25 protein-coding genes are annotated in these 24,045 nt (G+C 67.8%); 14 read left to right on the top strand and 11 right to left on the bottom strand.

Annotation, left to right across the window (positions count from 1 at the left end):
* The first annotated feature begins 77 nt into the window (after positions 1–77).
* Entirely contained in the window at positions 78–554 is a 477-nt protein-coding gene (locus AB4Z37_RS19790; protein ID WP_441518451.1) for an energy transducer TonB, read from the top strand.
* Positions 554–1,063, top strand: a complete 510-nt coding sequence (locus tag AB4Z37_RS19795; RefSeq protein ID WP_441518452.1) for an energy transducer TonB family protein — start codon at positions 554–556, stop codon at positions 1,061–1,063. Before AB4Z37_RS19790 ends, AB4Z37_RS19795 begins: the two co-directional genes overlap by 1 nt.
* A gap of 39 nt (positions 1,064–1,102) precedes the next feature.
* Here the strand turns inward: AB4Z37_RS19795 and AB4Z37_RS19800 are convergent, their stop codons facing one another.
* From AB4Z37_RS19800 to AB4Z37_RS19810, 3 genes are all read right to left on the bottom strand, one after another.
* Complete coding sequence (locus AB4Z37_RS19800; protein WP_441518453.1) at positions 1,103–2,071, bottom strand: alpha/beta fold hydrolase; 969 nt, start codon at positions 2,069–2,071, stop codon at positions 1,103–1,105.
* Positions 2,068–2,901 (bottom strand): SDR family NAD(P)-dependent oxidoreductase, encoded by an 834-nt coding sequence (locus AB4Z37_RS19805; protein WP_441518454.1) that lies wholly within the window; start codon positions 2,899–2,901, stop codon positions 2,068–2,070. Before AB4Z37_RS19805 ends, AB4Z37_RS19800 begins: the two co-directional genes overlap by 4 nt.
* 263 nt (positions 2,902–3,164) lie before the next feature.
* Positions 3,165–4,739 (bottom strand): flavin-containing monooxygenase, encoded by a 1,575-nt coding sequence (locus AB4Z37_RS19810; protein WP_441518455.1) that lies wholly within the window; start codon positions 4,737–4,739, stop codon positions 3,165–3,167.
* Between the two features lie 160 nt (positions 4,740–4,899).
* Here AB4Z37_RS19810 and AB4Z37_RS19815 point away from each other — a divergent pair, with 160 nt between their 5' ends.
* Positions 4,900–5,520 carry a TetR/AcrR family transcriptional regulator gene (locus AB4Z37_RS19815; RefSeq protein WP_441518456.1) on the top strand — a complete coding sequence of 207 codons (621 nt, stop codon included), beginning with the start codon at positions 4,900–4,902 and terminating at the stop codon, positions 5,518–5,520.
* Positions 5,521–5,761: 241 nt separating this feature from the next.
* On the opposite strand, the gene AB4Z37_RS19820 is transcribed toward AB4Z37_RS19815, so the two are convergent.
* Entirely contained in the window at positions 5,762–6,040 is a 279-nt protein-coding gene (locus AB4Z37_RS19820) for a hypothetical protein (protein ID WP_441518457.1), read from the bottom strand.
* A gap of 181 nt (positions 6,041–6,221) precedes the next feature.
* On the opposite strand from AB4Z37_RS19820, the gene AB4Z37_RS19825 reads away from it, so the two are divergent.
* The 4 genes from AB4Z37_RS19825 (at position 6,222) to AB4Z37_RS19840 (ending at position 8,304) form a co-directional block, all read left to right on the top strand.
* A complete protein-coding gene (locus AB4Z37_RS19825; RefSeq protein WP_441518458.1) occupies positions 6,222–6,380 on the top strand; it encodes a hypothetical protein in 159 nt (52 codons plus the stop codon).
* Positions 6,381–6,455: 75 nt separating this feature from the next.
* Positions 6,456–7,442 carry a phosphoribosylaminoimidazolesuccinocarboxamide synthase gene (locus AB4Z37_RS19830; RefSeq protein ID WP_441518459.1) on the top strand — a complete coding sequence of 329 codons (987 nt, stop codon included), beginning with the start codon at positions 6,456–6,458 and terminating at the stop codon, positions 7,440–7,442.
* Positions 7,443–7,630: 188 nt separating this feature from the next.
* On the top strand, positions 7,631–7,831 hold the full coding sequence (locus AB4Z37_RS19835; RefSeq protein WP_441518460.1) for a hypothetical protein: 201 nt from the start codon (positions 7,631–7,633) through the stop codon (positions 7,829–7,831).
* Between the two features lie 260 nt (positions 7,832–8,091).
* Complete coding sequence (locus AB4Z37_RS19840) at positions 8,092–8,304, top strand: hypothetical protein (RefSeq protein ID WP_441518461.1); 213 nt, start codon at positions 8,092–8,094, stop codon at positions 8,302–8,304.
* Positions 8,305–8,438: 134 nt separating this feature from the next.
* On the opposite strand, the gene AB4Z37_RS19845 is transcribed toward AB4Z37_RS19840, so the two are convergent.
* Together AB4Z37_RS19845 and AB4Z37_RS19850 are read right to left on the bottom strand one after the other, a co-directional pair.
* Entirely contained in the window at positions 8,439–8,951 is a 513-nt protein-coding gene (locus AB4Z37_RS19845; RefSeq protein ID WP_441518462.1) for a hypothetical protein, read from the bottom strand.
* A gap of 143 nt (positions 8,952–9,094) precedes the next feature.
* Entirely contained in the window at positions 9,095–9,538 is a 444-nt protein-coding gene (locus tag AB4Z37_RS19850; protein ID WP_441518463.1) for an Hsp20 family protein, read from the bottom strand.
* Positions 9,539–9,925: 387 nt separating this feature from the next.
* Between AB4Z37_RS19850 and AB4Z37_RS19855 the strand changes: the two genes are divergently transcribed.
* Positions 9,926–10,159: a hypothetical protein gene (locus AB4Z37_RS19855; RefSeq protein WP_441518464.1), complete on the top strand. Its 234-nt coding sequence runs from the start codon at positions 9,926–9,928 to the stop codon at positions 10,157–10,159.
* A 23-nt stretch (positions 10,160–10,182) separates the two neighbouring features.
* Here the strand turns inward: AB4Z37_RS19855 and AB4Z37_RS19860 are convergent, their stop codons facing one another.
* Positions 10,183–10,575, bottom strand: coding sequence for an NUDIX hydrolase (locus tag AB4Z37_RS19860; RefSeq protein ID WP_441518465.1), 393 nt, complete (start codon positions 10,573–10,575; stop codon positions 10,183–10,185).
* Positions 10,576–10,927: 352 nt separating this feature from the next.
* On the opposite strand from AB4Z37_RS19860, the gene AB4Z37_RS19865 reads away from it, so the two are divergent.
* Positions 10,928–12,061 carry an acyltransferase family protein gene (locus AB4Z37_RS19865; RefSeq protein WP_441518466.1) on the top strand — a complete coding sequence of 378 codons (1,134 nt, stop codon included), beginning with the start codon at positions 10,928–10,930 and terminating at the stop codon, positions 12,059–12,061.
* A 336-nt stretch (positions 12,062–12,397) separates the two neighbouring features.
* Here AB4Z37_RS19865 and AB4Z37_RS19870 read toward each other — a convergent pair whose 3' ends face one another.
* The gene (locus tag AB4Z37_RS19870) at positions 12,398–12,901 is read right to left on the bottom strand and encodes a DUF1993 domain-containing protein (protein WP_441518467.1); all 504 of its coding nucleotides are present in this window, start codon (positions 12,899–12,901) and stop codon (positions 12,398–12,400) included.
* A gap of 156 nt (positions 12,902–13,057) precedes the next feature.
* Entirely contained in the window at positions 13,058–13,348 is a 291-nt protein-coding gene (locus AB4Z37_RS19875) for a hypothetical protein (protein ID WP_441518468.1), read from the bottom strand.
* Positions 13,349–13,472: 124 nt separating this feature from the next.
* Here AB4Z37_RS19875 and AB4Z37_RS19880 point away from each other — a divergent pair, with 124 nt between their 5' ends.
* Positions 13,473–13,889 carry a hypothetical protein gene (locus tag AB4Z37_RS19880; protein WP_441518469.1) on the top strand — a complete coding sequence of 139 codons (417 nt, stop codon included), beginning with the start codon at positions 13,473–13,475 and terminating at the stop codon, positions 13,887–13,889.
* Positions 13,890–14,645: 756 nt separating this feature from the next.
* Here AB4Z37_RS19880 and AB4Z37_RS19885 read toward each other — a convergent pair.
* Complete coding sequence (locus tag AB4Z37_RS19885) at positions 14,646–15,779, bottom strand: zinc-binding dehydrogenase (protein WP_441518470.1); 1,134 nt, start codon at positions 15,777–15,779, stop codon at positions 14,646–14,648.
* Positions 15,780–16,009: 230 nt separating this feature from the next.
* Between AB4Z37_RS19885 and AB4Z37_RS19890 the strand changes: the two genes are divergently transcribed.
* From AB4Z37_RS19890 to AB4Z37_RS19905, 4 genes are all read left to right on the top strand, one after another.
* The gene (locus AB4Z37_RS19890; protein ID WP_441518471.1) at positions 16,010–17,722 is read left to right on the top strand and encodes a Spy/CpxP family protein refolding chaperone; all 1,713 of its coding nucleotides are present in this window, start codon (positions 16,010–16,012) and stop codon (positions 17,720–17,722) included.
* A gap of 543 nt (positions 17,723–18,265) precedes the next feature.
* Complete coding sequence (locus AB4Z37_RS19895; protein ID WP_441518472.1) at positions 18,266–20,263, top strand: methyl-accepting chemotaxis protein; 1,998 nt, start codon at positions 18,266–18,268, stop codon at positions 20,261–20,263.
* Positions 20,264–20,783: 520 nt separating this feature from the next.
* Positions 20,784–22,091: a sulfite dehydrogenase gene (gene soxC / locus AB4Z37_RS19900; protein ID WP_441518473.1), complete on the top strand. Its 1,308-nt coding sequence runs from the start codon at positions 20,784–20,786 to the stop codon at positions 22,089–22,091.
* A 103-nt stretch (positions 22,092–22,194) separates the two neighbouring features.
* Complete coding sequence (locus AB4Z37_RS19905; protein WP_441518482.1) at positions 22,195–22,731, top strand: c-type cytochrome; 537 nt, start codon at positions 22,195–22,197, stop codon at positions 22,729–22,731.
* Between the two features lie 394 nt (positions 22,732–23,125).
* Here AB4Z37_RS19905 and AB4Z37_RS19910 read toward each other — a convergent pair whose 3' ends face one another.
* Positions 23,126–23,725 carry a cysteine hydrolase family protein gene (locus AB4Z37_RS19910; protein WP_441518474.1) on the bottom strand — a complete coding sequence of 200 codons (600 nt, stop codon included), beginning with the start codon at positions 23,723–23,725 and terminating at the stop codon, positions 23,126–23,128.
* Between the last annotated feature and the right edge of the window lie 320 nt (positions 23,726–24,045).

Here is a 24,045-nt window from a genome sequence, read left to right on the forward strand (position 1 = left end):
TGACAATCAGCAGCCGCGACTGACGCGACAAAGCGCACGCTCGACAAGCGTAGCGCGCTGTGATGATGTCATGAGCATTGGCTCACAGCCCTATTTTTCACAAGATGATGTTTCGCACTCTTGTCATCACGCTGCTTTTAACGGCCGCTCTTTCACCGGCGCAGGCACAGGCCGATAAAGCGCCTCTCTCAGATGAGATCGCAAGAAAAGCGGTCTCGCATATCACGCGGTTCATCCACTATCCGCCCGACGCGCAGGGAGCCTTAGGGACCGTAGTCGTGATATTCCGGCTGGATGAGGAAGGACGCCTCACCAGAAGCTCCGTCCTCACAGGATCATGTTTCGATGTGCTTGATCGCGAGGTTCTCGCTGCGCTGGGGCGCGCATCTCCTTTTCCGGCCGACATTCCCAGAAATGCGTCCTATACGCTTCCCGTGGTCTTCCTAAAGACGAAAGCATCCGCACACGAAGTCGATCCACGGCTGGATTGCGCGACGCCGCAGCAGAAAGACCGCGAGCGCGATCGCGCGCTCGGATTGCATCCGCCGGAGTGATGACGCTGCAGCTGCTTTCATATCTCACGATTGCCGTCCTGCTGGCTTCCGCCGCGCGGGCGGAGGATGTTCTGACCAAGACGGATCTGCCGCTGCCACCGCCGCTCGAACTCGGCTCGCCTCGGGACAAAGCCGAGGCGCCTCGCAACAATGCAGCGGCGGCGGTGGTCGCGGCGGTGGTCGCGCACATCGATCGCTTCAAGCAGTATCCGGCGGACGCCCAGGGCGCCACCGGGACCGTGATCGTCGGCTTCCGGCTGGATGCAAGCGGACGACTGCTGGAAAGCTCCGTCGTCACACCAACCTGCTCCGACGCCCTGAACAAGGCCGCGCTGGCAACGATCCGGCGGGCGGCTCCTTTTCCTCCCGCCGCGTCTTATGCAGACGAGTACACGTTACCAATCGTTTTCTTGACGAGAGCGGGGGAGACGATGCCGGCAGGCTGTCTCTCGCCCGCCGACAAAACCAGGCATCTGGAACGTAAGCTCGGTCTCCACCCACCGTCCTGACACGTCTCCCCTGATCTTGAGACTTCAGCAGCGTAATCCTCACGCCACCGCGCGTGACGCCGGCATGCGTGCGGCGACGCTGCGGATCAGCGCTTCGCAGCGCTCCGGCGCGGTGATCGGCAGCATGTGGCCGTGGGCGTCGAGCACCGTCAGGTCGAGCGCCGGGCAGGTGCGCTTCATCGCCTCGCCCTGGGCGCGGTAGTCGAGGATGCGGTCGCCCTTGGCGTACAGCATGGCCATCGGCAGGGTCAGCGCCGTCGCATAACGCGCCATCATCGCCGGCAGGTCGGTGTTGACGGCGATCAGGTCGCTCGAGGTGTTGTAGAAGCTCTTCGGCCGCAGCCCCAGCAGGCCGCCGCCGCGCGTCGCGTAGTCGGCCGGCGCGGCGTCCGGGCCGAACACCACCGCAAGCGTCGCCTGCGCGCGGCGGATCGACAGCGGCACCGCCAGGGTCGCAGCGATGATCCGCCGCACCAGCGGCGAGGGCACCACGAGGCCGCGGAACGGCTCGGGCACCTCGTCCTGGGCGTGGGTCAGCGGCGCGATCAGCGCCAGCGCGCCGGCGCAGTCGGGATGGCCCAGCGCAATCGCCAGCGACAGCGCGCCGCCGAGCGAGTGGCCGACCAGCAGCGGCTTGTCGAGCTTGAGCGCGCGGATGAAGGTCGCCAGCGTCCTGGCCTGCGCGCCGAGGGTCGCGGAGGCGTCCGCCGGCCGCTCCGAATATCCCGAGCCGGGACGATCCACCGCGATGACGCGATAGTCGGCGGCGAGGCGGTCGATCAGCGCATAGCGGTAGTTGAACAGCGTGCCGCCGAGGCCGTGGATCATCACCAGCGGCGGCTTGTCGCCGCCGGTGTCGACATAGTGCAGGCGGCAGCCGTCGACATCGATGAAGCGGCCGGGCGGCGGCAGCGCCGCCTCGACCTTGCGCGCGGTGCTGGCGGAAAAGAAAACGAGGCCCGCCACCACCAGGGCGAGGATGACAAGCAGGACGAGGATCACGGTCATGAGCGCACCAGCAGTTTTTGCAGCGTGTTCCAGTACGACACCGGAGCGAGCCGCTCCAGCAGCGCGATGAACTTGGCGTCGTTGCCGACCAGCACGCGCGCCGCGCGGCGCTCGACGCCGCTGACGATGATCTCGCCGGCGCGTTCCGGCGGCAGGGTCAGCATGCGCCTGGCGCGGGCGAGCCCCTGCTCGATCTCCTCGTTGGTGGCGTCGGCCGCATGGCGGGCGCTGTCGGCGATGCCGGTGGCGACGCCGCCGGGATGCACCACGGTGACGCCGACATTGCTGCCGGCGAACTCATGGCGCAACGCGTTGGAGAAGCCGCGCACCGCGAACTTGCTGGCGGAATAAGCCGCCTGCCCCGGCGGCGAGATGATGCCGTAGATGCTGGAGACGTTGACGAGGCGCGCGTCGGAGCTCGCTTTCAGCAGCGGCAGGAAAGCGCGGCTGAGACGCACCACCGCCCAGAAATTGATCTCGAACAGCCACTCGAAGTTCTCCTCGGAGACGCGCTCGAAGGTGCCGCCGAGCGCGACGCCGGCGTTGTTGAACAGGAGATCGACGCCGGGATGCTGCGCGCTGACCTGCTGCGGCAGCGCCGCGGTGGCATCGCGGTCGGCGACGTCGAGCTTGTGGCGGCTGATGCGCAGCTTCCTGTTGCCGAGCGCGGTGAGCTGCGCCACGGTCTCGGCGAGGCCGGCCTCGCTGATGTCGGCAAGCGCGAGATGGCAGCCGCGCTGCGCCAGCGCCAGCGCGATGCCGCGCCCGATGCCGCTGCCGGCGCCCGTGATCACCGCCGTGCGGTCGGCAAGGTTCATGCGGCTGGCCATGGGGAAGATGCCTTTCTGAGTATCACGGGAGATCTTGATCGTAAGGCGGAGCGGTCGTCCAGTCTCTGCCTCATCCTGAGGAGCCCGCCAACGGGTCCGCGCAAAGTGCGGCCCGATGACAAGCTCCGCGGGCGTCTCGAAGGAGGAATGTGGGGCACGACCTTGGCCTCATGGTTCGAGACGCGCGGCGAGCGCCGCGCTCCTCACCATGAGGAGTGGTTGCGGCGGGAGACCGACCACCCCGGGCATGACGGTGAAAATGATCACGCCTGCTTCGCCAGCGGCCGGGCGGCCGCCTGCGGCGCTTTCGAGAACACCAGCGTGCCGTCGTCGATCTTGCCGAAGCGCAGCGCCAAAAGATCCTTGGCGTAGTTCTGGTAGAGCTTCCACGGCACCTGCGCGCCCTGCTTCGGCAGATGCGCCTGCGCGCGCTGGATATAACCGGAGGCGAGCGGCGGGGTCGCGTCCTCGGCCATCGCCGGATCGCGCCGCGGCGTGCAGTAGGCGTAGCCGCCGCGGTCCATGCGGTTGAGGATGCGGCAGAGATATTCGGCGGTGAGGTCGGCCTTCAGCGTCCACGACGCGTTGGTGTAGCCGAAGGTCGAGGCGAAGTTCGGCACGTCGCTGAACATCATGCCCTTGTAACTCAGCGACTGGCCGGGATCGAACACCTTGCCGTCGACCACGATGTCGGCGTTGCCCATCAGCTTCATGTTGAGGCCGGTGGCGGTGACGATGATGTCCGCCGGCAGTTCCTCGCCGGATTTCAGCTTGATGCCGGTCGCGGTGAAGGTGGCGATCTCGTCGGTAACGACGGATGCGCGCTTGTCGCGGATCGCCTTGAACATGTCGCCGTCGGGCACGAGGCACAACCGCTGGTCCCATGGATTGTAGCGCGGCGTGAAATGCTTCTCGATATCGACATCCGGGCCGAGCTCCTGCCTGGCGAGGGCGATGATGCCCTTCTTGGCCTGCTCGGGCTTGCGCCGCGCGATGTTGTAGAAATACATCTGCAGCAGAATGTTCTTCCAGCGCGCAAGGCCATGCGCCAGCCGCTCGGGCAGCTTGGCATACAGCCAGTTGGCGATCGGGTCCTTCGCCGGCCGCGACACGATGTAGGTCGGCGAGCGCTGCAGCATGGTGACATGCGCGGCACGCTCGGCCATCGCCGGCACCAGCGTCACCGCGGTGGCGCCGCTGCCGATCACCACCACGCGCTTGCCGTCGTAGTTGAAATCCTTCGGCCAGGCCTGCGGATGGACGATGGTGCCCTTGAAGCTGTCCATGCCCGGCCAGCCCGGCATGTAGCCGCCGGTGTAGTCGTAATAGCCGCTGCACATCTGCAGGAAGCCGCAGGTCAGCGTCGTCGGCCCCTCCGGCGTCGTCAGGTCGACCGTCCAGCGTGCCTCGGCCGACGACCAGGCGGCGCGCGTCACGCGGTGCTTGAACCGGATCTTCTTGTCGAGGCCGTATTCCGCCGCGGTCTCCTTGAGATAGGCGAGGATCGAGGGGCCGTCGGCGATCGACTTCTCGCCGCGCCAGGGGCGGAAGCGAAAGCCGAGCGTGTGCATGTCCGAGTCGGAGCGGATGCCGGGATAACGGAACAGGTCCCAGGTGCCGCCGATGGCGTCGCGCGCCTCGAGGATGAGGAAGCTCTTGGTCGGGCAATCACGCTGCAGGTGATAACCGACCCCGATGCCGGAGATGCCGGCGCCGACCACCAGCACGTCGTAATGCACGGGCTCGGCGCGCCGCGCCGCCGGATCGATGGCACGGGGCTCCAATGTCACCACCTCCGCAGATGGCTGCCGCGCAGCCGCATTGCCCACCGGACCCATCACGTCGCTCCCTTGCTGCCTGCCTGTTCGCCCGGCCACATTTTTTCTGACATGTCTTCTGACATGCGGTATTGTCAGAATTGAACATCTGACAATGCGCCATGTCAAGGCCGGCCGCGGCCCCTTTGTTCGGGAACATGGCGCCGGGAACGCGATGGGCATGGCGACGACGGCACGGGCGCGACACTACGCAGGGGTTTCCGCCGAGGAACGGCAGCGCGAGCGGCGCGACCGGCTGATCGAGGCGGCGATCGCGCTCTACGGCTCGCAGGGCTACCCCACCACCGTCAAGGCGGTGTGCGAGACCGCCGGCCTCACCGAGCGCTACTTCTACGAATCCTTCGCCAACAGCGAGGCGCTGTTGATCGCCGCGTTCGACGCCGTGTCGCACCGCGTGATCGACCACCTCGACACCATCCGCCGCGAGCACGACGGCACGGCTGAGGAACGCGGCCGCGCGGTGCTGCGCGGCTACTACCAGATCCTCAAGGACGATCCGAGCGGCGCGCGTCTCTTCGTGATCGAGATCGCCCGCGTCGGACCGGCGGTGGATGAAGTGTGGGCCGAGCTGCTGCGCGCGTTCGGCGAACTGCTGTCGCGGACCTTCGCGCCTGATGCCGACGCCCGCCTCAAGGGCACCGCGCTGACGCGTGCCGGCGCCGTCGGCGCCATGGTGCAGATCGCCAAGAGCTGGATCCGCAGCGGCTACGCCGACAGCGTCGACACCGTCGCCGCCAGTGCCCAGCGGCTATGCCGTGTGCTGGCGGAGGATGGTCGGTAGGATTTCGCCCCCGGGATCAGCGCCCCTTCCCCCTCATGCTGAGGAGCCCGCGCCGCGGGCGTCTCGAAGGATGAGGCCGAGACGCATCACAGGATCACGCGGCACCGCCCGGGCCTCATGGTTCGAGACGCGCGGCGCAAGACCGGCATGGTCCGATCGAACAACCTCGGCGCCGCGCTCCTCACCATGAGGAGAGAAACCATTGCCCCCATGAGTGCAGCGACATGCGGGGCATGACGCGTCACTCGCACACCCGCTGCCATTCATATCGCCCGGTGTTCGGGTTCTGCACCTGGCGCTGGCTGCAGCTGGAGGCGCCGAGCGGCGGGATCCGGGGCATGTCGATCGGCGCGACCGACGGCGGCACGATTCCGCACACGGTCGGCATGCACACGGGCGGGATGTCGATGGTGTTGTTGCACAGCGGCTGCATCTGACCATCGACACAGCGGCACACGCACGCCGCGTCGGCCGGCACGATCAGCGCCAGCATCATCCCGATCGCCCCCACCAGCCGCATGCGCTTCTGCTCCACGTTCCAGCGGCACTCAACTCCGGCGCGTGCGGCGCTGTCAATGCAGGAGCGGCGCCGCCGCCCGTGACCACCGCATGGCGGAACCGGCGGTCGCCACGGCCGGAGCGATTCGGACATTTTTAATCAATTGAGCGCCAAGCTTCTCGCCTCGCGATGGGAGAGTGACATGCGTGCCTCGCTTCTTTGGCGCCGCGCCGGATCGCACCACGACGCCGACACCTTCGACGCTGCGAACCTCGACAACTGGAGCCTGCGGTTTCTCAGCCTTGCCGTGTCCGGCATCGCCGTGCTGAGCGCCGCCCTGCTCGCCGCGATGTTCGCCTGAGGGGCGCTCCCCGGTCGGTGGACAGGGGCGCACGCGGCGCTTCCGGCCGCGACCGCGCTTGCCTATAGTGCCGCGATGACGACAGCCAACGACCTCAAGCCTTTCGCCCGCTACACCCTTGCAGACGCCCATCTGCCCGACCTGCCCGGCCACTATGCCGGCAAGGTCCGGGAGAACTACGACCTGCCCGACGGCCGGCGCATCCTGATCGCCAGCGACCGCATCAGCGCGTTCGACGTCAACCTCGCCGTGATCCCGCTCAAGGGCCAGGTGCTGACGGGCGTGGCGCGCTACTGGTTCGACCAGACCCGCGACATCGTTGCCAATCACGTCGTCGCCTATCCCGATCCCAACGTGCTGGTCGGCCGGCGGCTGTCGATGATGCCGGTGGAGATCGTGGTGCGCGACTACCTCGCCGGCACCACCTCGACCTCGATCCTGCAGATGTACCGCAAGGGCGAGCGCACCATGTACGGCCACGCCTTTCCCGACGGGCTGCGTGACAACGAGAAGCTGCCGGCGACCATCATCACCCCGACCACCAAGGCCGCCCATGGCGACCACGACGCCCCGCTCAGCGGCGCGGAGGTGGTGTCGCGCGGCCTGCTGACGCAGGCGCAATGGGACGAAGTGTCGGCCGTGGCGCTGAAGCTGTTCGCGCGCGGCCGCGACATCGCAGCCAGGCGCGGCCTGATCCTGGTCGACACCAAGTACGAGTTCGGCTTCGACGAGAATGGCGCCCTCGTGCTCGCCGACGAGATCCACACCCCGGATTCCAGCCGCTACTGGCTGGCGGAGAACTATGGCATCAAGTTCGCCGCCGGCGCGCCGCCCGACACCTTCGACAAGGATTTCGTGCGCCGCTGGGTCGCCGCGCGCTGCGATCCCTACAAGGATCCGATCCCGCCGATTCCCGAAGAGGTGATTCTCGCGGCGGCGGCGATCTATGTCAGCGCCTATGAGCGCATCACCGGCAGCGCCTTCCCGCTGCCCGATCCGTCGGAAGCCCCGCTCGCGCGCATCAGGCGCAACGTCGCGGCGTATCTCGGACACAAGGCGTAGGCGCACCGCGGCTCCGCCTGATTCGCAGGCGGCATTTTCCTGCGCCGCCACGAATCACAGCGAGTCTGCAGGTTCCCGCACACGCGACAATGGCTGGACGGCGCGTTAACCATTGGTTAACCACGTCACCATAGCGTCATACGGACGTACGTTCGAGTTCGTGGTGGTGCTTTGGACAGGGAACTGAAATGAAGCTTGAAGACGACGCGTTGAAGCTGCTGCAGTCGATGAAGCGTACCGATGGCCGCAAATACACCGCAGGCCACATCAACCGGACCCGCTACGAGCGCCTCGAACAGGCCGGCCTGATCAAGGGCACCCCGACCAACGTCAATGACGTGATCTACACCCTGCTGCCAGCCGCCGAGGAGCATCTCGCGGCGAACTGAGCGCTGCGGCGGCCGCGCGCCGCCGTCGACCTCGCGACATCGCAAAAGCCCGGCTCGTGCCGGGCTTTTTGCTTTTGGACGACGCCTGCCGCGATGCGTGTATTTGTTTCGCGGCGAATCACCATGACTCCCTCACGCACATGCTCGGGAACAACGCCAGCAGCATGGCTGAGCTGCAGCGCCGCGTTCCATGAGGACAACGAATTGACGCGTTTGCAGCGCATACCGACACTCCATGCTGCAAGCGGGAGTGCGCGACGATGACAGATCAGCCGGGCGAGATGGCGCCGGAAACGCGGCAGCTGATCGGCGACGTCTCCGAGCGCGAGCTGGTGCGCCGTCATGTCGAGCGCGCGCGGGCATTCCAGCACCGCCAGCTCCGGGAACAGGACGAACGTTGCCGCGCGCAGATGGCCGAGATCAAGGCGCAGGTCGCAGCCTTCCAGCAGCAGTTTCCGCCGGCGAGACATTGACCGCCATCGGCACGGACCGAGCCGCTCGGCATCAAATTCTCTAGCGCGTGGCAGCCCTGTCTTGCCGCGCCCCGAGACTTCAGCACCCGGGGGATGGCGTGGCGCGACCGCAAGCCGCCGCCCCTTGCCAGCGACTACTGCCCCAGTTCCTCGGCGAGCCGCCGCTCGACGAACGCGCGCTCCAGATCGGTCAATTGCGTCTTGAGCAGCCTGCGGTAGCGCCGCACGTTGTCGTCGCGCGTCCACGGCCGGCCGGCCCCAAGCGCGATGCGCATCGGCCGGCGCGGCTTCGCGGCGCCGGACCTGCTGCCGGCGCGCCGCGGCTTCTCGACGGCAATGCCGTCGAGGTCGCCAAGGCGCGGCGGCCGCAATGCCATGCCGCCCCGCGGCGGCGGGTCGTCGTCATCGAGGCGCTTCAGTGCCGACAGGATGTCGGCGAGGCGAAGGTCGCGCGCCATGCCGGGAATTTTCCGTAAGGCCGGGTTCGACTCGACGGCATACATGTCGGACGCCCACGACGACAGGATCACCCGCTTTTCGTCCATCGACAGCTCGCCGTCCTGCAGCACGTCGTCAGGCGAGGCATAGTGAAAAACCGGATGGAAGGCTGGCCCGGCGTTGCCAGAGAATCTATCAGCCTTGCTCATGCTATGTCTCCTCTTCTGCTCCTTTCAATGAGACGGATCGATGAGCGCGGGCCGACCACGACGGCGGATGCCCTCGCGGCGGCCTGCGGCCGCGCGGACCTCGCACGGTCCGCGCGCAACCAGGGGAAGTGTGACGCGGCGGCTCAGGCCGCCTTTTGCGCAATCTGCATGGCGCTGCCATTGATCGCGATCCGGCGCGGCTTCATGGCCTCCGGAATCTCGCGGACGAGGTCAACGCGCAGCAATCCGCTGTCGAACGTCGCAGCCGTCACCTGGACGTAGTCCGCAAGATTGAACTGCCGCTTGAACGGCCGCGCCGAGATGCCCTGATAGAGGTACTCGCACTGCTCCTTGTCGTTCTTGCGGCCCTCCACCGTGAGCACGTTCTGCTCGGCCGTCACGGCGATCTCGTCAGGCCCGAAGCCGGCGAGCGCGAGCGAGATCCGATAGCGATCCTCGCCGAGCCGCTCGATGTTATAGGGCGGATAGTTGTCGTCGGCGCGGTGCTGGGTTTCGTCGAGCATGTTGAAGAGGCGGTCGAAGCCGATGGTCGAGCGCCAGAGAGGATGGAGATCGTAGGTCCTCATAGCCAAGTTCTCCTGAGAGCAAGCTGGATACGAAGGGGCGTCGGCATCGCTGCAAGGCATCACGGCAATGCATCGATGAGACGCCGGTTCAGTCGCCGGACCCGAGTTGGCGTCCGACACCGCCGTCGGCGGCGAAAAGCGATTTAGAACAGCGCCTCGGCATTTCAAGACCGCCGCCCTCAAAAAATTGCAGCCGCGGGCGATCTCGTGTCGCGGCATCCGGACGGCCCCGGCGCGGGCGGCTTTCCTGCCGGGCAGGAATTGGAACAAATAGAGAACATGCACCTCCCCGCCTTGTAACCGCCCGGACAAGAACAAGATCTTTAACAAAGCTCCGGTTTGCTACGGGAAGACCGACGGGGGTCGCGTAGGGCGGAGGACATCACCATGCCCAGAACCAGCGAGGTTCTGCCGAGAGCGGAAGAGATCTGGAACCTGAACGACGAGGCGCCGACGAAAGCCGGCGACAAGACGCCGGACAGAACGGCCGAGAAGGCCGCGGCCAGGCCGTCCGACAAATCCGCCAAAGCCGAATCAAGCAGAGCTGAATCAAACAAGGCTGCCCCCATCGGCGAGCGCGGCGACGACGACCGCAGCCCTTCGATCGCGCCGAAGACCTGAGCCGCGCGCCGGACGCGGCGGCGTCAGCGCCGGCGGGTGCGCTTGGGAAAAAGCTTGTCGCGAATGAAGCGCGAGGTCGGGGTCAGGCGAATGCCGCGCGGCTTGCGCCAGATCGCCCGGTCGATCTCCCGCTTGTCGCCGATCACGAGATGGCCGGTGGCCTTGGTGGCGACGAAGATGGCATCGCTCATCTTGCGCCCGGAGCGGCGGTTGCGCTCCGTCACTTCCTTCCACAGCTTGAGCCGGCCGAGCTTCAGCTTCGGCAGCTCTTCCTTGATCTCGCGGCGCAGGCAGGCCTTCTCGCTCTCGTCGGCCCGCCGCCGGCCGCCGGGAAACATCCAGAGACGATCGCGCCGGCGCCGCACCAGCAGCACCCGCCCCCGCTTCGCCACCACCAGTTTCGACGACTTCACCATTTTCAGACTGCAACCGCCATTTCTGCCGCACCGCACGATGAACGCGCCAGCGCGCCATTTTCACCCCTCCCCCGCTACCGCAGGGCCGAGGCGCGGAATCACCCGATATTTTGGCGATTTGCAACCCCGATCGCAATTCTTCAGTGCCCCGCGACAGCAGGTCGCGCTCCGCGCCGCAGGGCCCGGTCCGGGCGGCCAGGTCCACAGCGGCCGGACAGAGCGGCTTGACAGCATGGCGGTTTCCCGCTGCAGGATCGTGACAGCCCCATGTCCGCCACAAACGCCCTCTTAGTCGGCGGCGCGGGGGCCCGCCGGGCGCCCGGCGCCCAGACCTTTCAGCATGCGGGGACCCATGCGGCGAACTGACATCGATCTCTTGCGTGTGGTGCTGTGCTTCGGGGTGATCCTGGCGCATGCGCTGCTGATCTTCGCCGTGGAGCCACGCTACCACCTCAAGAGCGCCGAGCCGTCGATGATGGCCTCGGCGATTTACGAATTCCTGCGCCCGACGCTGATGACCAGCTGGTTCGTGCTCGCCGGCTGGGCATCGCTGAAGTCGCTGCGCGGCCGCGGGCCGTGGCGCTTCCTGCGCGAGCGCGCGACGCGCCTGCTCGTGCCGCTGATCTTCGGCGTCGTCGTGTTCGGCTCGATGATCAAGTACATCGAGCTCAGCCATGGCCGCGACATCAGCCTCACCGGGCTGCATTACGTCGAGCCGCTGCAGGGCGGCTTCTTCGAATTCTTCCCGCGCAACCTCAAGTTCATCAAGCAGGTGACCTGGTCGCACCTCTACTTCCTGGCCTACCTGTTCCTGATGTCGGTGCTGGTGCTGCCGCTCCTGATGGTGCTGCTGCGCCGGCCGCCGAACCTGCGCGTGCCGCCGACATGGGTGGTGTACCTGCCGGCGCTGCCGATGGCGGCGCTGCTCGCGATCTTCAACGGCTTCTGGCCGTACTTGCCGAACCTGATCCAGGACTGGACCAACTTCGCCTACTTCACGCTGTGCGTCGCCATCGGCGCCGGCATCGCGGCGTGGCCCGGCTTCGAGGTCGGGATGAAGACCGAGGCGCCGCGCCTCGCACTGCTGATGGTCGCCGCCTTCGCCGGCGTGATGATCTGTGGGGAGTCGACCCTGGGCCGCGTGTTCATCGGCATCCTCAGCTGGGCCGCGGTCGGCGCCGCCCTCGGCGGCTTCGCCCGCCTCGCCCCGCCGGAGCATCCGGCGGTGACCTACATCAACGAGGCGATGCTGCCGATCTACATCGTGCACCACGCGCCGCTGCTCGCCATCGGCGCGCTGCTGCTGCCGCTGGCGCTGCCGGTGTGGCTCGCCGTGACGCTGATCACGCTGTCGTCGACGGCACTCTCGCTCGCCGTCTACCACTGGCTGATCCGCCCCTGGCCGCCGATGCGCTGGCTGATGGGCATGACCCCGACCCTGCCCGCCGCGGCGCCCAAGGCCGTGCCTGCTGCGGCGGGGTCGTAAAGCGCGCGCGCTACTTTCACGACTGTCCCCCGGGTAAGCGAAGCGACACCCGGGATCGCGGCACCGCCTCTCCCGCATGTCGCTGCACTCATGCGGGCTACGGATCACACACCGCTATCGCCTCTGCGCCAGTATCTCTCCTCATCCTGAGGAGCGGCGTAGCCGCGTCTCGAAGGATGAGGCCCTCCGCATCATCACCGCAACGTTTCGGCCTCATGGTTCGAGATGCTCGGCGTCGCCGCGCTCCTCACCATGAGGGGTGGGCGCACGCTTCGACTTCGGCCTGTCGCCCGCTGAGCGGAGCGACACCCGGGATTCGCGGCGCGGCCCGCCCCGTCAAGGGTTGTTGGCGCCGAGATAGTCGCGCTTGCCGACGGCGACGCCATTGTGACGCAGAATGCCGTGGGCGGTGGCGAGGTGGAAGAAGAAGTTCGGCAGCACGAACGCCACGAGATGGCCTGCGCCCGGCATGGTCGGCAGCGCGCGGAACTCGATGACGCGCTCGGCACTGCCTTCGAACTGCGCCCGCGCCACGCCATCGATGAAGGCGATGGTCTTCGCGAGGCGCTCCTTGAGCTCGGCGACCGTGGTCTCGGTGTCGGGAAAGCTCGGCGCCTCGATGCCGGTGAGGCGCGCGACGCCGCCCTTGGCGGTGTCGCTGGCGCGCTGCACCTGGCCGGTGAACGGCAGCATGTCCGGCGCAAGGCGCGCGTTGAGCAGCACGGCGACATCGAACTTGCGCTCGTCGGCCGACGCCTGCGCGCGGTCGAGATAGAACGACAGCGTGCGCAGCCCGCGCTGCAGCGTCGGGACGGTGAGATCGTAGATGGACAGCGACATGGGGGTTTCCTGCTCCTTGGGCCGGCGCAAGACCGGCTGTTGCTGTGCAATCGCGATGCGCTGAATGCACGATCCGAACGCTGCGGCGCCGCCGGATGCAAGCGCATGTAGGTGCATGCCGGCCACAGCGCCAGAGGCGCGTGGCCAGAGTTTCGATCAGCCGTGGGGCCGCGGCGGCGCGCCGGCGCCGGGCCGCAGTAGCGCCGTCATCATGGCGTCACGCTCGGCGATGAGGTCGGCAAGACGGCGGCGCATGCGCAGCAGCAGCGTCGCCGCACCGGTGCAGTCGAGATCGCAGGCGATCAGGGTCTGCATTTCCGCCTGCTGCAGGCGGATGTCATGGCGCAGGCGGGCGATGTCGCGCCGGCGCGACGAGATCTGCCGCTCGGTGACCGGCCCGCTCAACACCACGGGTCGCGGCGTACTGCCGCCGTGGCCTCCGTCCATGCCAGCCTCCTTCGTCCGCGCCATCATGGGTTGAAAAAGTTAACCGAACTTAAGAACAAAGATAGAACATTAGCAAGATTTATGTACGATGTGGTCTCAACTGATTCACACCACAGGTGGACCCATGGGCGCACTTAAACAAGATGTTGTATGCCTGAAGCGTATCAGCCTCTATTGCGGGGAGCTCGAGCGGCTGCATGCCTGGAGCGGCGCCGATGAGGACATCGACCGCGAGTTCAACCGCGTCTGCCAGACCATCTGGGGCTACACGCTCGACGATTTCGACGACGACGACCTCGTCGCCGCCGACCACAAATGGCTCGACAAGCTGACGCCGAAGAGGGCCTACGTGTTCGCGCTCAAGCACGGCTACGACCTCGGCGACTACGAGGACATGGTGTCCGACTGGTGGGGCTTTGTGTGGATGATCCTCGCCGAGACGCGCGGACTGCTCACCCCCGAGCGCCGCGCGCTCGCCTGGAAGAGGCACGACGAGCGCCTGCTGGCCAACGGCGTCGCCGCGGTGCTGCGCGCGAGCTGAGGGGTGTGGGTCAGCCGCTGTCGGCAGCTGTCAGGATCGCACCGCGCTCACTCCATACTCAGCGTCATTGCCGGACTCGATCCGGCAATCCAGCTGGCTCACCACACGATGAGCGTCCGCGAGCTGGATCACCGGGTCACGGCGCTGACGCGCCGGCCCGGTGATGACGGAGAGAAAAACGATGCGCTCTCAGCTGCGGCAACGCTTCAGGCGCGACAGCACTGCCCCTCATCCTGAGGAGCGGCGAAGCCGCGTCTCGAAGGATGAGGCCCCATCGCATCGTCGCCGCGATGCCTCGGCCTCATGGTTCGAGACGCGCGGCACTGCCGCGCTCCTCGCCATGAGGATGAACACAGCGCGCATCCGTGGCGCCCGCTGCGTCAGGCGCGCACCGCGCCCGCTCCACATTCAGCGTCATTGCCGGACTCGATCCGGCAATCCAGCTGGCTCACCACACGACGAGCGTCCGCGAGCTGGATCACCGGGTCACGGCGCTGACGCGCCGGCCCGGTGATGACGGAGAGAAAAACGATGCGCTCTCAGCGCGGCAACGCTTCAGGCGCGACAGCACTGCCCCTCATCCTGAGGAGCGGCGAAGCCGCGTCTCGAAGGATGAGGCCCTATCGCATCGTCGCCGCAACGCCACGGCCTCATGGTTCGAGACGCGCGGCGTTGCTGCGCTCCTCACCATGAGGGTTTACGTGACGCGTGACACGGTCGATCGACTGCCCCGCGTATCACCACGCGCGCGACGAACTACCCCTTGCTCGGATCGATCAGGAATTTCTCGCCGGTCGCGCGCTTGTTGTAGACGGCGATGTTGTTGAGATCGAGCGCCTCCTGCAGCGACACCACGCGGGTGTAGTGGCTGGCGAACGTCGTCTTCAATTCCGCCAGCACCCGCGCGCGCAGCCGCGCGCCGACCTCCGGCCCTGCCTTCATCAGGAACGGAAACAGCAGCCAGCCGCCGACGCCCCACGCCATGCCGAAGCCGCGCGACAGTTCGATCGGCCCGGTGTCGAGGCTGCCATAGACATAGACCTGCTTGTGCACGCTCGAGCCATAACGGCTGTAGCCCTTGGCGCGGGCGTTGATCGCCGCCTCCATGGCGTTGAGGATCTGGCCGGCGAGCTTGCCGCCGCCGATGGCGTCGAAGGCGATGGTGGCGCCGGTCTCGGTCAGCGCCTGCGTCAGGTCGGCGATGAAGGTCGGCGCCGTGGAGTTCACCACATGGGTGGCGCCGAGGTCGCGCAGGATCTTCTCCTGCCCGGCGCTGCGCACGATGTTGACAAGGCCGATGCCGTCCTGGAGGCAAATGCGGTTGAGCATCTGGCCGAGGTTGGATGCAGCAGCAGTGTGCACGAGCGCAGTGAGGCCTTCGCTGCGCATCGTTTCGGTCATGCCGAGCGACGTCAGCGGATTGACGAAGCACGACGCGCCATCGGCCGCGCTCGCGCCCGCCGGCAGCGGCAGGCAGTCGGACGCCTTGATGACGCGGTACTGCGCGTACATCGCGCCGCCGATCATCGCCACGAGCTTGCCCTTGAGCGCCTGCGCCGCCGCGCTGCTGCCCGCCGCGATCACCGTGCCGGCGCCCTCGTTGCCGACCGGCATCGCCTCGCCGAGCCGCGCGGCGAGCCCCGCCAGTGCCGCCTGCGGCACCTTGGCGCGCACCACGACATCGTCGCCGCTGCCGGAGGTCGTGAAGCTGGCCGGGTCCGCCGGACCGATCAGCAGGCCGAGATCGGAGGGATTGATCGGCGTCGCTTCGACACGCACCACCACCTCGTCGGCGGCGGGCTCGGGAATGGCGACGCGCGCCAGTGAAATCTGAAGCTCTCCCTGCGCCGTGATCAACGAGCGCAATTGCAGTCCGGTCGTGTCAGCCACCTCGACGCCTCCCCTGTCGGCCGCATGGCGCGGCGCGTCCTGTCGCGCATCATGCGCCGGCTCCGGGGATTTGGGACCGCGCAGCCGCCGATGCAAGCCAGTCCCCCTGCCGTTTTCGCCCGAAAATGCGGGACACCTGGCGGCCGGGCGGAACAATTTTCCGCGCCACGAATTGATGTCCGCGCTTCACTGGCGTCGCTTTCGGCCCTCACGTCGCAGCGGTGCATGCCATGCTGACCTCGACGCGGTTGTCCTCGCCTTGCCTTGTGTCCCGCCTTGTGTCCTGCGCGCTCGCGGCGGCGCTGGCCACGGCACTGCTGGCATGGCCGGCCGACGCCGCCTGGCGCGGCGGGCCTGGCGGCGGCTTTCACGGCGGTGGCGGAGGTTTCCATGGCGGTGGCTTCCATGGCGGCGGCATGCCGCATGGCAGCGGCTTTCATCCCGGCGGCGGATTCCATCCGGGCATCGCCCACTTCGGTGGCCCGCACGGCGTGCAGCATGTCGGCACCGCCGGCGTCGGCGGCCCGCACAGCTTCGCCATTCGCAGCGTCCACGCCCCGCGCGGCGTCAATGCCCCACGCGGCGTCTATGGCCGGCGTTTCTATGCCGGCCGCGCCGCCCATGCCCGTGCCGGCGGCAGCCGCGCCGCGATGCTCAATATCCGCGCGGCGCATATGCGCTGGAGCGCCGCCTCGGTGCATGGCGCGCTACAGGCGCGGCCAATCCACCACGCGCTGCACAGCGGTGGCGCGCTGCGCGATCCGCGCACCCGCGCCATGATCGCCGCCTCGCTCGCCACCGCCGCCTGGCATCACGGCGGCCATGGCTGGTGGCGCCATCGCAATGGCGGCTATGGCTGGATCGGCCCGCTGTTCTGGCCATTCGCCTATGACGACATCTACGACTACGCGCTGTGGGGTGGCGTCTACGACGATTCCTTCTGGGGCTATGGCTATCCCGACCTCTATGCCGGCCTGTTCGCTCCCTACGCCTATGACGACCTCACCGGCTATGCCGCCTATCTGCCGCACGCGCGCCGCGCGCCGGGCAGCACCGACCCTGCCGCCGCCGACGACCAGGCCAGCCTCTCGCGCCTGTGCGGCGAGGACAGCAGCGACATCGCTGGCCTGCCGATCGAGCAGATTCGCGGCGCGCTGCAGCCCGACGATGCGCAGGGCACCGCGCTCGATGCCCTCGCCGCCGCCTCCGCACAGGCCGCGCAGGGCCTGAAGGCCGCCTGCCCCGCCGACATTGCGCTGACTGCGCCACAGCGCCTCGCCATCATGCAGCAGCGCATCGCAGCGATGATCGCCGCGGTCAGGACCGTGCAGCCGCCGCTCGCCGCGTTCTACGGCAAGCTCAGCGACGAGCAGAAGGCGAAATTGAACGGGCTTGCCGCGGCGAGCGAACGCCTCGCCGCGCGGCGCGCGCCGACGACCGTGGGCTCGACCGGTTCGGCCGCGCCGAAGGTCTGCGCCGCGGCCACGCCCGAGGCCGGCCTCACCGCCTGGCCGGGCGCCGCGATCGAGGCGACGGTCAAGCCGACGGAGGCGCAGCGCCGGGGGTTCGAGGCGCTGCAGGCCGCCACCGCGCAGGCCGCCGATCTGCTGCGGGCCGCCGCCTGCGCCGACGACACCGCGGTGACGCCGCCCGCGCGTCTTGCCACGATCGGCCGGCGGCTCGACGCCATGCTGCAGGCGGTGACCACGGTGCGCGCGCCGCTCGACGCCGTCTACGCCACGCTCAGTGACGAGCAGAAGGCGAACTTCGACACCATCGGCGACAGCCTCGGCAGCCCCCGCATCATGACGACCGCCAGCCTGCCCGACCAGGCCAGCGAGCCGCACGACGGCGCCCGCCACCGCCACCGCGTGCACCACCCCCGCCACGGCGTGCGCGTCGAGCGCATGCTGCGGCACATGCTCTTCTCGTTCGTGCGCTGACGACACCTCACCTTCGCGCCGGTATCTTCACGCCCATATCCTCGCGCCAATGGCCGTCACCGCGCCGGCCTCTCTCCTCATCCTGAGGAGGCGCCGCAGTCGCCGTCTCGACGGATGAGGCCACGGCGCGACAGCCTCGCAATGCCTCGGCCTCATGATTCGACACGCGCTGTGCACGACCATGACGTGTCGACATCATTGCACCACACGTCACCAGCGATATCCCCGACAGCGCCGGCCTCCACCAAAATGACTCGCGCAATGAAACGCGCGCGATATCGTTTCATTGCGCAATAGAATTCTGCAATTCGCCCATTCGCAGCTTGATCATTCCAGCATCATCAAGCTGACGCTGCCGCATCCGTTCACCGAACCGTCACGAACCTCGGCCGTCATCACGCGCCGCGTTCACAGCGCTGTCATCACGCACTTTTTGTCGCCGACATCGGCAATGCTGAAATCTTTGTTCAGTGTTTGCTTACGACTCGAATGATAGTCGGCGCACGTGGCGGGGGCCGCATTTCAACAACAACCGTTGGTACGATGCACCAAGATCTGCGCCTGACATTTTTTCCGCGTCTGTTGTCCGCGGGCCGCTTTCGTTTCGGCCTGCGCTCGAAAATCGTGACCCTCGGCATCGCCGGGGCGGTGATTGCCGGCGGCATCAGTCTCGCCGGTCTGCATGTCGCCTCGCGCGTGCAGGACGATTCCGCTGAAAGCGTTGCGCTGCGCCTTGCTGTCACACGACTGTCGGAAAGCTATCTCGAGGCCGGCCAGATCGCCGACGAATTCCTGCGAAAGCACGACGACAGCCGCATCAAGACCCATGCCGAGACGCTGGCGCGCGCCGCCGACGATCTCGCCACCATCGAGGCGACGATCGCGCCGCTGCCGGCGGACGATCCGCTCAAGGCCGCGGCGATGCTGCGCCCGGGCATCAACCAGTATGCCGTGCGCTTCCAGAACGTGGTGTCGGCGCAGCGCGTGCTCGGCCTCAAGCCCGAGCAGGGCCTGCTCGGCAAGCTCGGCGCCGCCGCCCGCGCGCTCGAGGCCCGCCTCACGCCGCTCGACGCACCGGCGCTGATGGTCGAGATGCTGGCGATGCGCCGCGACGACAAGGATTTCCTGCTCAGCGGCAACGAGAAGTTCGGCGACACGCTGAAGGCCCATGTCGAGGCGTTCCAGAGCAAGCTCGCCGGTGCCGCGCTGCCCGACGACGTCAAGGCGGACCTGAACAAGCTGGTGCAGGCCTATGACGGCGCGTTCACCGCGGTGCTGGTGTCGCAGGGCTCGCTCACCGAGGAGATCGACGACCTCGCCACCCTTTATGGCCGCAACCGCCCGGCGCTGGTCGCCGCCCTCACCGCCGCCGATGCGCGCTACCAGGCGGCGGAGCGCAGCGCCCAGCAGCTGCGCCAGACCCTGATCTGGACCATCGCGCTCGCCACCGTCGTCACCGGCCTTGCCATCTTCATGGTCGCGAGCCGCGTCGCCGGCGCCATCGCGCGCATGGCGCGCGCCATGCAGCAGCTCGCCGCCGGCGATCTCTCCATCGTGCTGCCGGGCCTCGGCCGTCACGACGAGATCGGCGACATGGCGCAGGCGGTCGAAAGCTTCAAGGCTCATGTCGCCGCGCAGGCGCAGCGTGAGGCCGCCGCCAAGGCCGAGCAGGACCACCGCATCGCCGCGCAGCGGCGCAGCGAGATGCAGATGCTGGCCGACAGCTTCGAGCACACCGTCGGCGACGTCATCGACACCATGTCGCATGCCGCCGACGGCCTCGAAGCCTCCGCCGACACGCTGACCCACAACGCCGATCGCACCCGCGAGCTCTCCGCCACCGTCGCGACGTCCTACAGCCGGGCGGCCGACAACATCCGTTCGGTGGCCGCCGCGACCGAAGAGATGTCGTCGTCGGTCGGCGAGATCGGCCGCCAGGTCGGCGAGTCCACCCGCATCGCCGCCGAGGCGGTGCGCCAGGCCGACCACACCAATGCCCGCATCAGCGAGATGGCACGCGCCGCCGAGCGCATCAGCAATGTCGTGAAGCTGATCTCGACGATCGCGCAGCAGACCAACCTCTTGGCGCTCAACGCCACCATCGAGGCGGCGCGCGCCGGCGACTCCGGGCGCGGCTTCGCCGTGGTCGCCTCCGAGGTCAAGCAGCTCGCCAGCCAGACCGCGACCGCCACCGGCGACATCACCCAGCAGATCACCGCGCTGCAGAGCACGACCCGCGACTCCGTCGCGGCGATCGAGACCATCGGCGGCACCATCGGCCGGATGTCCGACATCGCCACCTCGATCGCCGCCGCCGTGCAGCAGCAGGGCGCGACGACGCAGGAGATCACCCGCAACCTGCAGCAGACCACCGCCGGCACCGCCGACTTCGCCACCAACATCGCCGACGTCACCCGCGGCGCCGGCGAGACCGGCATCGCCTCTGCCCAGCTCCACACCTCGGCGCAGTCGCTGGCACAGCAGAGCCAGCGTCTCAAGACCGAGATGCAGAACTTCCTCGCCACCGTGCGCGCGGCGTAAGGCGCCGCGCACGGCTTCGGCCTCATGGCCCGATACGCGCGGCATGCGCCGCGCACCGCGCCATGAGGGACCACGGCATATCCACACGTCTTTCCGCGCCGTCGCGGAGCCTGTCATCGGGCCGCGCTTCGCGCGGACCCGTTGGCGTCGTCCGGAATGACAGCCATGAGAGATGGCGCTCCCCGACCGCCTCTCCCCTCGTCCTGAGGAGCTCGCGCCGCGAGCGTCTCGAAGGATGAGGCCCACACCTCACCACGCCGGGTCCGGAATCAATCTGGCGAGGCCGCGTGCCGCCGCCGCTGCGCGGCAGCGTTCCCTGTCGCTGACGCGCACATGATTGACCTGCATCGCCAGCGCCGCCGACCATTTCCTGCCACGCACGACCGGCAGTGCAGCAACGCGTTCCAAACTGCAGCACCCCGCTTGCGTGCGCCGCGCGCGGCGTGACAGCGTGCCCGCGACGATGCCGCGTGTGCCGCGGCACCGTTATCCGACAGGACGCGATCCGACAGGAGACGACATGAGCATCCGCACGCGCCCGGGCGCGGACCATCCGCGCGCCGAGCAGTCCGACGATTCCGCGCCGTCGCGCCGCAGCGTGCTGCGCGGCGCGGTGGCGGGCAGCCTCGCGGCCGGCAGCCTCGCGACAGGCGCACGCGCAGCCGAGCCGACGGCGGAGGCCGCCAACCTGCCTCCCAACATCCCGGAATGGATGAAGGCGCCGGGCGCGCCGACGGGCGAGCAGCCCTACGGCCTGCCCTCGCCATTCGAGAAGACCGTGGTCAGGAACATCTCCAAAACCCTGCCGCAAACCATCTCGGCGTCGAGCCGCACGCCGCTGCAGGACCTCGACGGCATCATCACGCCGAACGGCCTGTTCTATGAGCGCCACCATGGCGGCGTGCCGGCGATCGATCCCGCCGCGCATCGCCTGATGCTGCACGGCCTCGTCGAGCGTCCCCTGGTGTTCACCATGGAGGAGCTCCGCCGCTTCCCGTCGCAGTCGCGCATCCACTTCCTCGAATGCTCGGGCAACCCGGTCTACACCAAGCCCTATGGCAAGACCGCGTCCGACCTCGTCGGCCTTGTCAGCTGCGCCGAGTGGACCGGCGTGCCGCTGCGCCTCGTGCTCGCGGAAGCCGGGCTCAAGCCGCAAGCCAAATGGATCGTCGCGGAAGGCGCCGACGCCGCGGCGCTGACGCGCAGCGTGCCGCTCGAGAAGTGCCTCGACGACGCCCTGCTCGTCTACAGCCAGAACGGCGAACGGCTGCGGCCGCAGCAGGGCTATCCGCTGCGGCTGTTGCTGCCGGGCTTCGAGGGCAACATGAGCGTGAAGTGGCTGCGCCGCCTCAAGGCCGTGGCCGAGCCGGCGTACTCGCGCGAGGAGACCTCGAAATACACCGACCTGATGCCCGACGGCAGCGCGCGCGAATTCACCTTCATCATGGAGGCGAAGTCGATCATCACCCGCCCGTCCGGCGGACAGCGGCTGACATCGACCGGCTATCACGAGATCACCGGCCTCGCCTGGAGCGGCCGGGGCAAGGTCAGCCGCGTCGAGGTGTCGGTGGACGGCGGTGCGTCGTGGCAGGACGCCGAACTGCAGGCGCCGGTGCTGACACGGGCGCTGACCCGCTTTCGCCTGCCATGGCGCTGGGACGGCCAGGCGACGACGATCCAGAGCCGGGCCATCGATGAAACCGGCTATGTGCAGCCGACACTCGCCGATCTCGTCGCCGTGCGCGGCACCAATTCGTTCTACCACAACAACGCGATCTGGCCGTGGCGGATCGAGGCCAATGGGGAGGTCAGCAATGCACAGGCGTGATCGTCGCTCCGCATCGCAATCCTGCGCGCCGCCGCAGCCAGCGCTCGCCTTCGCCACACCCGTCGTGGCGGCGCTCGGCGCGCTCGCGCTGCTGCTCGCCGTCATGCCGGCGCAGGCCCAGACGCAGGGACAAGGACAGGGACGAGGACCTGCACAAGGCCGCTACGGCCTCGGCCACGCCGCGACGGCCGAGGAGATCAAGGGCTGGGACATCGACATCGGCCGCAATGGCGAGGGCCTGCCGCCGGGCGGCGGCACGGTGGCGCAGGGCCATGCCATCTATGACGCACAATGCGCCGCCTGCCATGGCGCGCGCGGCGAAGGCGGCATGGGTGACCGCCTTGCCGGCGGCCAGGGCACGCTCGCCAGCGCAAAGCCGGTGAAGACCGTCGGCAGTTACTGGCCGTATGCACCGACGCTGTTCGACTACATCCGCCGCGCCATGCCGCTGACCGCGCCGCAGTCGCTGAGCAACGACGAAGTCTATGCGGTGTCGGCCTATGTGCTCAGCCTCAACGGCCTCGTCCCCGACGACGCCCGCCTCGATGCAGCGAGCCTCGCTGCCATCCGCATGCCCAACCGCGAGCGATTCACCGCGGACCCGCGGCCGGATGTGAAGGATGTGAGCGTGAGAAAGTAGGGCGATACGACTCCTGCACATCGCCTCCCCCTGATCCTGGAGTCTGTCTCCAAAAGAAACCACTGAAGCAGAGCGCTTGTTGTTAAACTCGTCATGCCCGGCCTTGTGCCGGGCATCCACGTCTTTGCGGTGTTTGAACAAGGAAGACGTGGATGGCCGGGACAAGCCCGGCCATGACGCAGAGTTTGGTAATGCGTCACGACACACACCACCGTACTGCGCGCGCTTGACCCCGCTCATTCAGCTTTGCACACGCCGCGCTGCCCCGGCCTCATGGTTCGAGACGCGCGGCGGTGCCGCGCTCCTCACCATGAGGGGAAAGGCAAGCCGCTTCAGCCGGCGCGACGCCTTGCGAGCGAGCGGGGGCAATCCACCTGGACGGCCCCACCCCGCCTCACTGCAACTGCGCCAGAAACTCGGTGTGGATCATCGGCTTCGAGAACATGCCGAAGTTGTGCGTAAACGCCATCTCCTGCGCCTCGCGGCTCACCGTGGCGGTGCAGTCCTTCAAGGTGATGACATCGAAGCCGCGCTCGTAGGCGCTGCGCATGGTGGATTCGACGCAGCAGTTGGTGAGGAAGCCGCCGAGCACGACGGTCTGGATGCCCTTGCTGCGGAGGATGAAGTCGAGGTTGGTGCTGGGAAAGGCGTCGAGGCCGCGCTTGCCCTCGATGATGATGTCGTCGCCCTGCGGCGTCAGGCCATCGGCGATCGCCGCACCCCAGCTGCCCTTGCGGAAGGCGCTGTTGTCGACGACGCCCTTGAGAATGCCATAGGGGTTGCCGGTGAGCTCGCGATAGCCTTCCGCGAAGGTGATCGGCGTGTGCAGGATGGCGACGCCGGCGGCGCGGGCCTTGTCGACGGTCGCCACTGTGTTGGCGAGCATGCCGGTGTCCGCCATCACATCCTTGACGCCGTCGTGGAACACGCCGCCCGGCGTGGTGAAGTCGTTCTGGTACTCGATCAGCACCAGCGCGGTGGTCTTCGGATTCATGAACGCCTCCCCTTGCGCGCCGCTGTGCCGCGGCGCCGTTGCATGGCGCGACGCTAGGCCGAACCGGCACGCCGCGGGTAACAACCGGGTGCTACGATGATCGTCATGCGTAGTAGCGGGCTACTACAAGCTGCGCCGCTCCGACCTGGACTCGAAGCCCGCCACCCCCAGTGCGTCATTGCCGGACTTGATGTTCAGTCCGGGGACATCACCGACGGGTGTTCGGAGACATAGCCGACACATCACAATACATGGACAGGCTGTTAGGGAGTCGGTCCATGCCATGGCGCAAGGTGTCGGTGATGGAGCAACGACGGGAG

Origin of the sequence: Bradyrhizobium sp. 2TAF24, assembly GCF_052115025.1 — a bacterium.
Taxonomy (GTDB): domain Bacteria; phylum Pseudomonadota; class Alphaproteobacteria; order Rhizobiales; family Xanthobacteraceae; genus Bradyrhizobium_A.

Excerpts from the sequence above, each read along its gene's own strand:
- AB4Z37_RS19795 (WP_441518452.1), top strand. The coding sequence starts at position 554 with ATGACGCTGCAGCTGCTTTCATATCTCACGATTGCCGTCCTGCTGGCT.
- AB4Z37_RS19800 (WP_441518453.1), bottom strand. The coding sequence starts at position 2,071 with ATGACCGTGATCCTCGTCCTGCTTGTCATCCTCGCCCTGGTGGTGGCG.
- AB4Z37_RS19805 (WP_441518454.1), bottom strand. The coding sequence starts at position 2,901 with ATGGCCAGCCGCATGAACCTTGCCGACCGCACGGCGGTGATCACGGGC.
- AB4Z37_RS19810 (WP_441518455.1), bottom strand. The coding sequence starts at position 4,739 with ATGGGTCCGGTGGGCAATGCGGCTGCGCGGCAGCCATCTGCGGAGGTG.
- AB4Z37_RS19815 (WP_441518456.1), top strand. The coding sequence starts at position 4,900 with ATGGCGACGACGGCACGGGCGCGACACTACGCAGGGGTTTCCGCCGAG.
- AB4Z37_RS19820 (WP_441518457.1), bottom strand. The coding sequence starts at position 6,040 with ATGCGGCTGGTGGGGGCGATCGGGATGATGCTGGCGCTGATCGTGCCG.
- AB4Z37_RS19825 (WP_441518458.1), top strand. The coding sequence starts at position 6,222 with ATGCGTGCCTCGCTTCTTTGGCGCCGCGCCGGATCGCACCACGACGCC.
- AB4Z37_RS19830 (WP_441518459.1), top strand. The coding sequence starts at position 6,456 with ATGACGACAGCCAACGACCTCAAGCCTTTCGCCCGCTACACCCTTGCA.
- AB4Z37_RS19835 (WP_441518460.1), top strand. The coding sequence starts at position 7,631 with ATGAAGCTTGAAGACGACGCGTTGAAGCTGCTGCAGTCGATGAAGCGT.
- AB4Z37_RS19840 (WP_441518461.1), top strand. The coding sequence starts at position 8,092 with ATGACAGATCAGCCGGGCGAGATGGCGCCGGAAACGCGGCAGCTGATC.
- AB4Z37_RS19845 (WP_441518462.1), bottom strand. The coding sequence starts at position 8,951 with ATGAGCAAGGCTGATAGATTCTCTGGCAACGCCGGGCCAGCCTTCCAT.
- AB4Z37_RS19850 (WP_441518463.1), bottom strand. The coding sequence starts at position 9,538 with ATGAGGACCTACGATCTCCATCCTCTCTGGCGCTCGACCATCGGCTTC.
- AB4Z37_RS19855 (WP_441518464.1), top strand. The coding sequence starts at position 9,926 with ATGCCCAGAACCAGCGAGGTTCTGCCGAGAGCGGAAGAGATCTGGAAC.
- AB4Z37_RS19860 (WP_441518465.1), bottom strand. The coding sequence starts at position 10,575 with ATGGTGAAGTCGTCGAAACTGGTGGTGGCGAAGCGGGGGCGGGTGCTG.
- AB4Z37_RS19865 (WP_441518466.1), top strand. The coding sequence starts at position 10,928 with ATGCGGCGAACTGACATCGATCTCTTGCGTGTGGTGCTGTGCTTCGGG.
- AB4Z37_RS19870 (WP_441518467.1), bottom strand. The coding sequence starts at position 12,901 with ATGTCGCTGTCCATCTACGATCTCACCGTCCCGACGCTGCAGCGCGGG.
- AB4Z37_RS19875 (WP_441518468.1), bottom strand. The coding sequence starts at position 13,348 with ATGGACGGAGGCCACGGCGGCAGTACGCCGCGACCCGTGGTGTTGAGC.
- AB4Z37_RS19880 (WP_441518469.1), top strand. The coding sequence starts at position 13,473 with ATGGGCGCACTTAAACAAGATGTTGTATGCCTGAAGCGTATCAGCCTC.
- AB4Z37_RS19890 (WP_441518471.1), top strand. The coding sequence starts at position 16,010 with ATGCTGACCTCGACGCGGTTGTCCTCGCCTTGCCTTGTGTCCCGCCTT.
- AB4Z37_RS19895 (WP_441518472.1), top strand. The coding sequence starts at position 18,266 with ATGCACCAAGATCTGCGCCTGACATTTTTTCCGCGTCTGTTGTCCGCG.
- soxC (WP_441518473.1), top strand. The coding sequence starts at position 20,784 with ATGAGCATCCGCACGCGCCCGGGCGCGGACCATCCGCGCGCCGAGCAG.
- AB4Z37_RS19905 (WP_441518482.1), top strand. The coding sequence starts at position 22,195 with ATGCCGGCGCAGGCCCAGACGCAGGGACAAGGACAGGGACGAGGACCT.
- AB4Z37_RS19910 (WP_441518474.1), bottom strand. The coding sequence starts at position 23,725 with ATGAATCCGAAGACCACCGCGCTGGTGCTGATCGAGTACCAGAACGAC.